The sequence below is a fragment of the Flavobacterium jejuense genome (assembly GCF_006491595.2).
Lineage (GTDB): Bacteria > Bacteroidota > Bacteroidia > Flavobacteriales > Flavobacteriaceae > Flavobacterium > Flavobacterium jejuense.
In genome coordinates, this window is sequence record NZ_VEVQ02000003.1 from 285,095 (window position 1) to 298,461 (window position 13,367).

At 28.2% G+C, this 13,367-nt stretch carries 9 protein-coding genes; 1 reads left to right on the top strand and 8 read right to left on the bottom strand.

Annotated elements, in window-relative coordinates; genetic code table 11:
• Positions 1 to 9 precede the first annotated feature (9 nt).
• The 8 genes from FIA58_RS06350 to FIA58_RS06385 all read right to left on the bottom strand — a co-directional run bounded on the left by FIA58_RS06350 (position 10) and on the right by FIA58_RS06385 (position 10,473).
• Entirely contained in the window at positions 10 to 150 is a 141-nt protein-coding gene (locus tag FIA58_RS06350) for a hypothetical protein (RefSeq protein WP_165928866.1), read from the bottom strand.
• Between the two features lie 226 nt (positions 151 to 376).
• The gene (locus tag FIA58_RS06355; protein WP_140961317.1) at positions 377 to 601 is read right to left on the bottom strand and encodes a hypothetical protein; all 225 of its coding nucleotides are present in this window, start codon (positions 599 to 601) and stop codon (positions 377 to 379) included.
• Positions 602 to 809: 208 nt separating this feature from the next.
• Positions 810 to 2,282 carry a TlpA family protein disulfide reductase gene (locus FIA58_RS06360; protein WP_140961319.1) on the bottom strand — a complete coding sequence of 491 codons (1,473 nt, stop codon included), beginning with the start codon at positions 2,280 to 2,282 and terminating at the stop codon, positions 810 to 812.
• Between the two features lie 86 nt (positions 2,283 to 2,368).
• A complete protein-coding gene (locus tag FIA58_RS06365) occupies positions 2,369 to 3,763 on the bottom strand; it encodes a RagB/SusD family nutrient uptake outer membrane protein (protein WP_140961321.1) in 1,395 nt (464 codons plus the stop codon).
• Positions 3,764 to 3,774: 11 nt separating this feature from the next.
• On the bottom strand, positions 3,775 to 7,020 hold the full coding sequence (locus tag FIA58_RS06370) for a SusC/RagA family TonB-linked outer membrane protein (protein WP_165928867.1): 3,246 nt from the start codon (positions 7,018 to 7,020) through the stop codon (positions 3,775 to 3,777).
• A gap of 216 nt (positions 7,021 to 7,236) precedes the next feature.
• A complete protein-coding gene (locus tag FIA58_RS06375; RefSeq protein WP_140961325.1) occupies positions 7,237 to 8,445 on the bottom strand; it encodes a T9SS type A sorting domain-containing protein in 1,209 nt (402 codons plus the stop codon).
• Positions 8,446 to 8,527: 82 nt separating this feature from the next.
• Positions 8,528 to 9,691 (bottom strand): FecR family protein, encoded by a 1,164-nt coding sequence (locus tag FIA58_RS06380; protein ID WP_140961327.1) that lies wholly within the window; start codon positions 9,689 to 9,691, stop codon positions 8,528 to 8,530.
• Between the two features lie 212 nt (positions 9,692 to 9,903).
• Positions 9,904 to 10,473, bottom strand: coding sequence for an RNA polymerase sigma-70 factor (locus FIA58_RS06385; protein ID WP_317167877.1), 570 nt, complete (start codon positions 10,471 to 10,473; stop codon positions 9,904 to 9,906).
• 564 nt (positions 10,474 to 11,037) lie between these two features.
• Between FIA58_RS06385 and FIA58_RS06390 the strand changes: the two genes are divergently transcribed.
• Positions 11,038 to 13,338: a TonB-dependent receptor gene (locus FIA58_RS06390; protein ID WP_140961329.1), complete on the top strand. Its 2,301-nt coding sequence runs from the start codon at positions 11,038 to 11,040 to the stop codon at positions 13,336 to 13,338.
• Positions 13,339 to 13,367: the final 29 nt, after the last annotated feature.

The window sequence follows — 13,367 nt, forward strand, 5'->3', positions numbered from 1 at the left end:
TATTAAATTTTATTGTTCTGGCTTGAAAATAATTTCAAAATTATCTCCATTTTTTATGATTTGTTTAGCTATTTTCTTAATGTCCTTATTACATATTTTATTTTCAATTTCTTCAAAGTTTTTTGAATCATTCATATCATAATTAAACATGTAAAATTTTTAAGTAACTGCATATCGTAGGTATTTTTATTTTATTTAAATCTTCTTCTAATATAGCCCGTAGTTATTTTTTGAAATTCTTCATTTACTATACTTACTAATTTATTTAGTAATTCAGGATTGCAATCAAAATTAAAAGAAACTTCAGCTAATGATTTTGGTTCTCTAACTAAACTTTCAGTTGTATTTGGGCTATATGCTCCTCATTCAGATTCTCTTACTGTTTCTCCGTTAGGAGTAATTGTAAAATATCCAATAATACACTTGTATATAGAGCATTTTTTACAACATCAGTACTTTTTATATAATAGATCATCCCATTGGAAAGCATTCCTTTCTTTACACTATTATCTATTAATAGCGTTTGGTTTAAATCAAGAATTTTTGCACTAACAGATAGAGTTGCAATTAGTGTAATTATTATTAATGAAACTTTTTTCATGTTTTCAAAAAAAAATGCTTTTTGATTTTAATTTCTTTAAAAAGGGCTATTTTTTAAATAGCCCTTTTATTATCTTTCACTTTTTATTGATTAACTAACCCAAACTATTTAATAAGCATATGAAAGATTAAGTTTAGAATTTTTATTGTATTTTTTATTAATATTTAGCAAACTAGTAAAAAACAAAACATATATAATTATCACTTTTTTAAAGATTTTCTAAATTATCTAGCATAGCCCTAACTGTAGCACTTGAAGGTCTATCTGCATTATAGTTAATTACAACTCCATTTGGATCTAATAATACAAATCGTGGGATAGATTCAATGTTAAGTAGTTTTGCAACTTCTTGATATGATTTTTCATTCATTATAACTTGAATACCTTTTAGTTTCATATCAGAGACCATTTTTTTCCATTTTTCGATATCAGTTTCTCTATCTGTTGAAATACTAACAAAATTTATGTCTTTATCATGGTACTCTTCTTCAAGTTTTTGAAGAAAAGGAATTTCAATTTTGCAAGGCCCACACCAAGTTGCCCAAAAATCAATATAGGTATATTTTCCCAATAAATCTTTTTTAGAGAAAGACTTCCCTTCAGTTGTATTTGCATTAAATTCTGGAAAAGGTGTAGAATTTAAAGTCAACACTCTACTAGTTGTTTCTAAAATTTCATCTCTCCTTTTTTTATCCTTAATTAAATGTGCGGTTTCATTAGCTAATTTATGTTCTGAATACAGCATCTTTTGTTTATGTAGTCTATATAAAAAAGAATCATAAACTAAAGAATCAGATATCATTTTTTTATACTCTTCAATTATTTTATACCAATGTGGTTTTTTATTTTCTTCAGTTCCCCAAGCATTAACATTAAGTTCTGGATATTTATTTGATAGAATAAGCTCTAACCAAGTCATATATTCATTTTCATTCAATTTTAAAAGTGTACCATCATTAATATTAAAATCTGTAACTATATCACTATACCCTTTAGGAAAAATAGTATCTATTTTAACATCTTTCAAGGATCCCGATGGATCATATGCAGCAAGTAATGCAGGATTAGCTCTTATTCTTGTTTTTACATTCTTATTTATTAAATTTTCTATAAGTATATTATTTTTATTCCAAAAACGTTCATAATGTAAAAATTCTGGGTTCATATCTTTAGTAGTATTTTCATCTAATAGCGCTGTAAATTTCTTTACTCTTTTTTTTAAAATACTATCTACTTCTTCATTTGACATTGTTAAAAGTTTTGTCATATTTATATTCAATGCATCCATTGGATTAATATTACTACCTTTAATAGTTAAATAATGATTTTCTGCACTTCTATCACCTGAAAACACCGTTGCTTTTAATTTATCATCATTTTTTGTATTGTAGGATAGATAAATACTATCCCCAGGCGTACAAAATATAGATTGATTCATATCATCAGATCCTATTATAAAATACTTAGAATGTGAAATTTCTGTTTTAATTTGAAATTTTCCACTTTCATCTAACTCAACTTCTTTTTGTTCATCACCGTCAACTAAATAAAATTTATTGCTTGTGTAATTTTTAATTTGCCCAGCAATCGTTAAAGAATTATCAACTTCATTGGTTGAATTTTCTTTTTTACAAGAATTTAAAAGCATTATTGCCGTAAATACTATTATTATTTTTTTCATTTTCTTAATCTTAATTTTTTATTTATAATTATTTTCATTTTTTATACTTAAAATCTATTTCTTTTATTTAATCAGATAGTTAATTTTTAATTTTCAACTGGATATCCCGGATTTTGTACTACTACACCATTTGATAATCTCAATGATGATGGAGGTATAGGAAGAATAAATTGACTTACTCCATTTGTCGCAACATCAATAGTTGGTTTAAAATTTGAAATATTAATATCTCCTAATATATGGTATCTAACTAAATCAAACCATGGTTCGGCATCTTCAAATGCCAAATCCAATAATTTTTCTTTTCTAATATCAGCCAGCAATTGATTTATGTTTGGTGCAGCTGTACTTGGTAATCCAACTCTAGCTCTAACTTCATCTAATGCTGATTGAGCATCTGTCAACGATCCACCATTTCTAGCTAAACATTCTGCTTTTATTAAATACACTTCTGCTAAACGCATATAAAAAGTTGCAGATGAACCAAAAACACCAGGAATATTACTGTTTTTATATTTACCAACTGTATTCCCAGGTGCTATAACAAAAGGTCTTCTTGGATCATTAATAGGCATTAAATTTCTATAATAAGGACTTACTTTATAAAAAATAGTATAGAAAATAGGTTTTATATTTCCATTACTTCTTTCAGATCCATCCCAATGATTTACTAAAATTGATTCTGAAGAACTATATGTTTTTGTAAAAATATCTGCATATGAAACTTCCCAAGAAAAATTTCCACTATTAATTACAGCATCACAAAGATTTGCAGCCTCAGTATATGCAGCATTTCCTCCATAATACAGTAACACTCTTGCTTTAAAAGCTTGAGCAGCTTCTTTAGAAACATAAACAGCTGTGCTAAATGATGGTGCATTTGCTATTGCAAAATCTAAATCTAATAAAATTTGGTTATATGTTTCTTGAACATTACTTCTAGGTTTAATAATTATTTCATTATTGGGCTCTGTATGTATCACAATCCCGTAATCAGAGTTTCTGTCCCAATGTTGACCATAAGACCTTAAAAGTCTAAAAAATGAAAAAGATCTTAAAAAACGTGCTTCTCCTAAAATTTCTGCCTTTCTATTTCCTGCAAATAAATCATCATCCATTGCCGAAACACCTTTAATTACATAATTAGCGGTATTAATTGCTATATAAGGATCACTATAATGTAATAGGGTTGCTGCGTTAGGGTTGAGTAAATTTAAATCAAATTGTGATGCCCCAAACGAAGATATAAGTTCAACACTCATTCTGCTATGGTCAGAATCATTATAAAGTGAAATCCCTTGACTTAATAAAGTTTTATTATAAAGACCTACCAGAGCTTGTTCTGAATTATGAGCATTAGAAAAATTAAGCTCAGGGTCAATTTTATAGTCAGGTTCTATTTTGTCAATGTCTGTTAATTCACATGAAATCAAACTTATAAATAACAGTATCGCAATTAAATATCTATGTATATATTTCATTTTTTTTTTTTTTAAAATTTAAAGTTTACGCCAAAAGAAAAAGTTCTACTATATGGATATCTTCCTGAATCATTACCAAAATTATAGTTATTAGTACCTCCATCATCAAATTCAGTTACTTCTGGATCAGATCCCTTATATTTAGTTATTGTAAATAAATCAGTTGCTGATAAGTAAATAACTGTTTTTACATCTTTAAGAGCATTTATATTATAACCAATTCTTATATTTTTAAGTTTTAAGTAAGAAGCATTGGACACATCTGTATCAACAGTTTCCAAATTATAAGTAGCATCAGATTTAAAATTACGTGGTTGATCTGTATCAGTATTGGTTGGTGTCCATGCATTTAAAACACCTGTTGTATAATTTCCAAATAGACTATTTGCTTTAACTTTTTGAGCATCTGTGACCAATCGAGGAATCATTTCAGATCCTAACTGATATTGAAAATAAGTTGATATCTCAAATTTTTTATACGTCAACAAACTATTAAAACCTCCATAGAAATTTGGTATGGCATTACCAATTGTTGTAAGATCAAATTGATTTATTTCTCCGTCTCCATTTACATCAACAATTTTCACATCACCTGGTTTTGTATCAGCAAATTGATAAACACCATCAGGAGCATTAGTATTTAATTCGTCAATTTCTGCTTGGGTTTGAAAAATTCCAGCACTTTTATATCCTCTAAATATCCCCAAAGGTTGACCTTCTTCTAAATATAGTGTATTATTAAAATTACTAATAATACCATCCCCTAGTTTTTCAACTGTATTTTTTTGATATGTAATATTAAAGGATGCATTCCATTTAAAATCCTTATTATCAATTATGTTTGCGTTAATTGAGAATTCAATTCCTCTATTGTTTAAATCACCTACATTTTGAATTTGCGTGGTACCCCCTCCTGATTCTAAAGGAATTGGCACCTGAAGGATTAAATCATTAGTATATTTTGAATAGTAACCTAACGAACCATTTATTTTATTGTGAAATAATCCAAAATCAATTCCTACATCAAGTTGAGTTGTTTTTTCCCAACGTAAATTTGGGTTAGGAATACCACTAGTTGCTATACCATTCGACCCATTATAATAAGAACCAGGTTCATAAAACGTTTTAAATAAGAAATCTCCAAAACTTGCTAAACCTGTAACTCCAACACTCGATTTTAATTTAAGATAATTAATTGTTTTATCTTGCATAAATTTTTCTTTAGATATATCCCAAGCCAATCCTACAGATGGAAAATAACCCCAACGATTATTAGGGCCAAATTTAGTTGACTTATCTGCCCTTCCAGTAAATGTTAAATAATACTTGTCTCTATAACTATAGTTTGACCTTATAAAATAAGATCCCAAACCACTTACAATTTTATTGCTACTATATCCTTGAATTTGGTCTGCTGAACCTAAATTAAAAAGAAAATCTTCATTTGAAAACCCAGTTGAATTTATATATTCAAATATATTAGTATTTCTATTCCAAGAAGCTCCTGCAAGAACATCTATATTATGAGTTTCATTAAATCGCTTTGCATAATTTAATGTATTATCCCAAACTAACGCTGTGTTTTCAATATTAGAATCACTTCTGCGTGCTACATTACTTATGTCAAGTTCAGCAGGAGAAAAAGTAAAATTTTTAGTAATAATTCTACTTATATTAAAAGCTGACTTTATCTTTAAATCTTTAATAATTTCCAACTCACCATATAAAGAGCCTAAAATCACATTACTTTTAGATAGTCTTTTAGTTTTTTCTGCACGTGCCAAATAATTTACTGAATTAACATCTCCTGGATTAATAAAGTATCTTGGCATATCTGGTCTTTGTCTAGCTATTAAATTAAAATTAGGTCCTGCATCCCTTTCTGAATATGAATATGTAAGATTTGTACCAATTTTAAAATTATCAGTTATTTTACTTTCTTGATTAAGCCTTGCATTATATCTTTTAAAAAATGACGGTTGTACAATTCCTCCTTGATCTGTATAAGATAAAGATGCATTATAATTATTTTTTTCGCTAGTTCCTTTAACACCCAAATTCAATGTATTCATTAACGAAGTACTCAAAGACTCATCTACCCAATCTGTACTACCCCCTAAATTAGTAAAAGTAGAACCTGGACCATTAATATCTTCTCCTGCATTAGAATATGCCTCTGCAACAACACCCAACCATTGTTCTGCATTTAAATATTTTATATTAAATTTAGGAACTTGAATTGTAGTTTTATAATCAATTTCAAATTCTGGCTTATTACCTAAAGACCCTTTTTTAGTAGTAATTAAGACTACTCCATTAGCTGCTCTTGATCCATAAATTGCAGCAGATGATGCATCTTTAAGAACTGATACACTTTCAATATCTGCTGGATTAATAAAACTTAGAATGTTAACATCATTATTTGAATCATTAAAATTTGGTTGATAAGGAATTCCGTCGATAACGTATAAAGGTTCATTAGAACCCAACAAACTACTCAAACCTCTCACTTGAATTGAAGCACCTCCACCTGGTCTTCCATCTCTTCTTGTTACAAGTACACCAGATAATTTTCCAGCTAATTGACTTTCAACTGTAGGGTCACTGTTAGTATTTATATCCTCAGTTTTTATAACTCCTACAAAACCTGCCAAATCTTGTCTTTTCGATTTACCATAACCAACAATAACAACTTCTTCTAAATTTGAAATTGTAGCTTGCATTTGAACATCTATTTTTGTTTGATTCCCAACAACTATTTCTATACTTTTATGTCCTAAATATGAAAAAACCAAAACATTTTCTAGATTGGGGACGTTGATACTATAGCCTCCATCAAAATTTGTAACTGCACCAAGTTTTGTTCCTTTAACTTTTATTGTCACACCTGGCAAAGGATACCCAGAATCATCAGTTACTTTACCTGTTACTTTTATTTGCTGATTAGAATTTGCCTTTTTTATAATGATTATATCATTTGTTGTTAAAACAACATCTAGTTGACCGTTCACTAAAATTTGATTAATTAAAGCATCCATATAAACTACTCCTTTTTTAAGTTGCAGCTTTGGATGGTTTTTAAATAAATCATCTTGATATATAAACGCATATTTAGTTTGTTTACTTATCATATCAAAAATCTCATCAACACTGACCTCTTTATCAATTTTAATCTTGATTTTTACACTTTGGGATAATACAATATTAGGTGTTGAAGCGAATATTACAGTACAAAATAAAAACATAAATGTTCTCATAATTTTTATTAATAGCAGTTTTCTTATAGTGAAAACATTTTTAGTTAATTTTATTTGCATAAATTTGCATTATTAGTTAGTTAATTTTTTAATTAATTAATAGAATTCATAAAGGGGTAAAGTTTAAACTTTTGCGAGATCTTGACTTTCCCCTTTTACTTTTTATTTATGTATTCTTTTGTTATTACCATATTTTAATGATAAATAAACTTTAATTTATTTTTTAATTATTTTTTTAATTCCAATTCCCTCACCTGTGGTTATTTGTAAAAAATAAATCCCGCTGTTTAAATAACTAAAATCAATTTTTTCTTCTTTTGTTTCTGATACTAATTGTCCAATGTTATTGTAAATTTTTGTAGATTCTAAATTTTTAACATTTCTTAAATAAAGATAGTCTTGAACAGGATTTGGGTAAATATCTACTCCAGCTAAAACATTTGTAGTGGTTGACAAAGATGATGTGGTAACAATTAAATTATCAAAAGCTGGTAAAGCACCCACATGATTTACGGTAAAAGAGGTTACATCAGACCAATTTAAGTTTACTATTTTTGTCCCCCCAACTAATGATTCCACAACCACAGAATTAGATCCACCTGTAGGAGTAAATGTATAATCAATATCGGCACCCGTCCTTTCGATAGCTACAATTGAAACAATATTAACTGGCTCACTAAAAGCAAAAGTATACCCACCTGTTATGGTTCCAAAACCAACGTATGGGACAACTATATTGCCTGAGGATCCAAAAGAACCAAAAAGATCAAGAAGTGTTACTAAATCTGGATCTCCTATAAGAGTAGTTGTAATTCCATTTTTTGTTTGATTAATTTCTCCTGTAGGTGATACTAAGGTAATAGGGTCTACTCCTGTAGGATCTGGGGTATCCCAATCGAAAGTTGTGTTGGCTAAAGCTGAAGCAATAACTATTAAATTATCAAACGCAGCATAAGCATCCGAATACGTCACAGTAAACGAAGTAACACCAATCCAATTTAAATTAACCGTTTTTGTTCCACCAACTAATGACCCTACAACTATAGAATTAGCCCCACCAGTGGGAGTAAACGTATAATCAACATTTGTTCCATTAGCATCAAGAGCCAATATAGAAACAATATTTACTGGTTCACTGAAAGTAAAGGTTGCACTAGTTGCATCTCCTATTGCATCTGGAAGAATAGTGTTTCCCGTTGACCCTCCAAAACCACCAAAGTCTGCTATTCCCGCCACTATTGGTGTACCTGCAAACATTGTAGTGATACCATTTTTAGTCTGAATAATGGTGCCGGTAGCAGAAAGTCCACTAGCATCAACTCCTGTTGGAGCAGGAGTATCCCAATCGAATGTTATTGTTTGTGCACTAATTGTACTTACAACACTAAAAATAATAGAAGCAAAAAGAAATGTAATTTTTTTCATGATTATAATGGTTTTAGTTAATATTTTTTGTCATTTATTATATCTATAGACACTTGTTTTTTTATTAGTATTATATATAATTTTACTTTAAAATTAAAGTTTTGTTATTTATTTCATAAGAATTAATACTGCCTTTAATTAACATTAGTACTTCTTCAATCGATTGATTTTTATAAAGTGTTCCATTAAAGGTTACATTCTCATATCTTTTATTTTCAAAAATCACCTCCATATCATACCAACGAGACAAAACCACCATAATTTCTTTCAAAGGTTTATGCTTAAAACTAAATGCCCCATATTTCCATCCCACTTCTCTAAAAACATCTACATTGCTTACTTCAATAGTGTTTAATATACTATTAAAATTTGATTGTTCACCAGGTTTTATAACCTTATTAATTCCCCTCACACTTACAGCAACTTCACCCTCCACTAAAGTTGTATAAATATTTGATTCATCCTTATAAGCTTTTATATTAAACTCCGTTCCAAGAACCTTAACTTCTTGTTTATTATGATTGACTTTAAAATTTAATCCATTATGTTTTGTACTAGAAGAAACATCAAAATACGCCTCACCATAAACAAGCTCTACTTGCCTAGATTGAGTGTTATTAAAAGATACCGGATATTTTAATTGGCTTTCAGAATTAAGCCAAATTTTAGTTCCATCAGATAATGTTAATTGAAACTGTCCTCCTCTTGGAACAGTAAGAAAATTATAAGTCAATTTTTCTGAGGGGTCATTATTATAAATTAACTCTTTTCCGTTACTTGACGCATTTTCTGTTTTTATATCTACCCCTTTTCCCAACACAATTACTTCTCCTGTTTCTAATGTTAACACAGCTTTTCCTTCACCTGGCAATATTTTATTATTAACGATTACTGGATCGTTAAAACGCTGTATATCACCTGGTTGATTAATAAACAATGTTATTACACCTCCTATTAACAGTAAAGCAGCAACAGCATATTTCCAATATATACTTCTGACAGGTACATCGATTTTACTTTTTACTTTTTTCCAATCCTTTTTTTTGTTAACTTGATTTATTAGTCGCAGTCGTCGTTTTATTAAAGATTCATCAGTAAGGTTTTTAATAATATACTCTTTATTTACTTTATCAAACAATTCTGATTTTTCTAATACTGAAAATCCTTTATCTTCTAGTAGTGATGAAGCAATTTGTTTTGACAATGTTATTATTTTATTAAAAATAGTCATAGTATTATTAATCATTTTAGTATATGACGACAAAATGTTTAATAAGGGTTAAGAAATAGTTAAAAAAAATAAATATTTTTATTTTTAGAAATTCTCTATATAGATTTTTTTAATGATATTTAACAATTTCAAATTATATTTTCTCAAATGCAAAAGATTTTATTTTTGAATAAATACTTTTTTTTAAAAGTTTGATTCATAAATATAAGTGACAAAACCTACAATTTTTAATTAGTATTATCAAAAACAAAAGCAATTAAAATAAAATAGTCTTTTAATAGTGGGCGGAGTCTTTTGTAGGCAATTTTTTTTTGAGCTTTAACAGTATTTATTGATATATCAAGTTCTTCTGCTATTTCTGTATTGGTAAAGTCTTTAATACTCAATCTAATGATTTGTGCACATTTATTTGGAAGTGTATTTATTGCATTTTCAATAATATTTGAAGTCTCTAAAACAACTACTTCTCTTAAAAAAAAAGATTCAGTTTCTAATTTTGCAATTTCAGTAATTGGAAAATTGTCTGTAGTTTTTACTCTTTTACTCTTTAAGTAATCGAGAGATTTATTTTTAACTGAGGTGTATAAATAAGATTTTATGTTGTTTTCATTTTGAAACCCAACATTATCTTCCCAGACCTTCACAAAAACATCTTGTACAATGTCTTTTGATTGATCTAAATCTCCAATATACTTATTTGCAAACAAACACAGGGATGTGTATAATTTATCAAAGAGCCTCTCATATTCTTTTAAAGATAAAATATATTTTTTATTAGCTTGCATTAAATGATTCACTTTTATATTACAAAACTAACCAAATAATGTTATTGTTTAAAAATACTTATTTTTTTTTACTTCTTAAAACTAAAAAAGTAGAAATAAATAACATAAAGTAATTTTATAATAGTGGAATAGAATTTATTATTATCTAATCTTAAGTATGTTATAAATAATAAAAACATGTTACTTATTCATATGTTAATTACATCAACATATGAATATATTTGTTTTTAAGAAAAATCATTTGTAAATTTAAACTTGTTTAAAGATAGATTATATCTAATACTAATTAACTCTAACCTTGAACATAAAATTGAACACGATTTTAATAAAACAGTAATTTATAAGGTCTTTAAATACTAGTAAAATGGTTCGTTTTTTGAAGACTTCTAAATTCATAACCCTGAGGTCACGGGTTCAACTCCCGTCTTCGCTACGAGAAACAAATCCTTAAACAACAACTGTTTAAGGATTTTTTATTTATACACTATTTCATAAATTCAGAAATAATAAATTTTTTATAAATAAAACTTATTCTATTTTTACAAACTCATAAATTAAAAATTCGGTAAAAATCAAATGAAATTTATTTTACAGTTAATACTAGTACTTGGAATAAGCCAAATTACCTTTTCGCAAAAAACTTTAAAAGGAAATATTACCGATTACAATACAAACGAACCTCTAATAAATTCAACAATTTACGTGGTTGAATTTAACAAAGGTACTTCAACAAACGAAAATGGAGACTATTTGATTTCTGGCATTGGAAAAGGAATTTACAAAGTTCAAATAACACATTTAGGTTACCAAAGCCAGATTCATGAAATAGAAATTACAAATAACACTAACGAATTTCAATTAAACATCGCTTTAAAACAAAAATCAATACAAATCAACGAGGTAGTCGTTTCAAACGCATATATAAATTCTCAAGATAAAAGCACCTATAAAATTGATGTTGTCAAAAAAGAGGAAATGCAAAAAATTGGAGCTTTTACAATTATGGATTTAATTAATAAAGTTTCTGGTGTAGACGCAATTACTTCTGGACCTTTGGTGAGTCGACCAGTAATTAGAGGATTATCTGGCAATAGGATTTTAACTGTTATAGACGGAACACGTTTTGAAACACAACAATGGGATGATGAACATGGAATTGGAGTAAACGAATTAGGATTAAATCAGGTTGAAATTATAAAAGGTCCTTCAAGTTTATTATATGGTCCTGAAGCAATGGGTGGTGTTGTTAATTTTGTAAAAACAAAACCAGCCGATGTTGGAACTATAAAAGGAAATGCATTAGCATCTATGTATACCAACAATTTAGGATGGAGAGCAAATGCAAATATTGATGGAGCCAAAGAAAAATACAATTGGGGAATTAGCACCTTAGGAAAACTATATTCTGATTATTTTATAAACAATCAATCTTTTAGAATACCAAACACACGTCTTTTAGAATACGGAGCAAAAGGTTACCTTGGTATCAATAGAAAATGGGGTTCAACAAATATATCTTACGTTTATAATCAAGCTTTTTATGGAATTTTAGATGGAAAAGATATCATTAAAGACACAAATGGAAATATCATAAATACAGATATTGAAAAAGAAAAATATCCTTTCGAAATAGAAGCTCCCTTTCATACAGTTGTAGATAATAGAATTACATCTAATACTACCCTACTTTCTGGAAAATCTAAATTCGATGTAATATTGGGTTACCAAAACAATCACCGTTCAGAAAACGAAGAAATAACTGGAGTAAAAAAAGGATATCGATATGTAGACATGTCCTTACAATCCACGACTTACAATATAAAATGGTATATGCCAACTTTGGGAAGATTTAGCACCATAATTGGCTCTCAAGGCATGCATCAAACAAATAAAAACATTTCTGGAGCTCAAACTGTTCTAATACCAAATGCAACAATTAATGATTTTGGATTATTTGGCGTAAGTAAATACGAACTAGAAAAATTTAATTTTAGTTTAGGTATTCGATATGATTCAAGAAATTTAAATACACATGAAACAACAGGATATAATTATTCAATCCCTGAAATTTCAAAGAACTACAATAACCTTAGCACATCAGTTGGAATATCCTATTGTATAGAAAAAGACCTTACTTTAAGAACTAGTTTTGCAACAGGTTATCGCTCTCCTAATTTAAATGAGCTTACCGCAAACGGATTTAAATTAGAATCGCAACGCTTTGAAGTTGGGAATGCAAATTTCACAAAAGAAAATAACAATCAATTTGATTTTAATGTTACCTACTTAAATGAAAACATAACATTAGAGAGTTCATTTTATTTTAATAGAATTAATAACTACATATATATTGCTCCAACAGGAAATCAGGTCCCTAGTAATATTGATCCCACAAATAACGTTACAGAATACAAATTTTATCAATCAAATGCAGAAATTACTGGTGGTGAAGCTAGAATAGATATCCATCCAAAGAGTTTAAAAAGAATCCATTTTGAAACAAAATTTTCAACCTTAGTTGGAAAAAGAACAGATAACAATTCCTATTTACCAATGATGCCTGCAACAAAAATCACTAATACTTTTTTCATAAACATCAATCCAATTGGTAAATTTAAAGACAACTCTATTAATATAGGAACAATTTCTGCACTCAAACAAGACCAAGTAGCAGAAAACGAATTAGAAACACCAAGCTACACTATCATTAATTTAGGTTTTGGAACTAAATTCAAACAAACAGAATTTACACTTACCGCAAACAATATTTTGGACAAAAAGTACTACAACAATATGTCCCGTTTTAGATCATTTGAAATTTATGAATCAGGATTAAACTTAGCATTAAGTGTAAAAATACCATTAGATTTAAAATAAAAAAAGCTATACCATACCTAATTTTAATA

Excerpts from the sequence above, each read along its gene's own strand:
- FIA58_RS06350 (WP_165928866.1), bottom strand. The coding sequence starts at position 150 with ATGTTTAATTATGATATGAATGATTCAAAAAACTTTGAAGAAATTGAA.
- FIA58_RS06355 (WP_140961317.1), bottom strand. The coding sequence starts at position 601 with ATGAAAAAAGTTTCATTAATAATAATTACACTAATTGCAACTCTATCT.
- FIA58_RS06360 (WP_140961319.1), bottom strand. The coding sequence starts at position 2,282 with ATGAAAAAAATAATAATAGTATTTACGGCAATAATGCTTTTAAATTCT.
- FIA58_RS06365 (WP_140961321.1), bottom strand. The coding sequence starts at position 3,763 with ATGAAATATATACATAGATATTTAATTGCGATACTGTTATTTATAAGT.
- FIA58_RS06370 (WP_165928867.1), bottom strand. The coding sequence starts at position 7,020 with ATGAGAACATTTATGTTTTTATTTTGTACTGTAATATTCGCTTCAACA.
- FIA58_RS06375 (WP_140961325.1), bottom strand. The coding sequence starts at position 8,445 with ATGAAAAAAATTACATTTCTTTTTGCTTCTATTATTTTTAGTGTTGTA.
- FIA58_RS06380 (WP_140961327.1), bottom strand. The coding sequence starts at position 9,691 with ATGATTAATAATACTATGACTATTTTTAATAAAATAATAACATTGTCA.
- FIA58_RS06390 (WP_140961329.1), top strand. The coding sequence starts at position 11,038 with ATGAAATTTATTTTACAGTTAATACTAGTACTTGGAATAAGCCAAATT.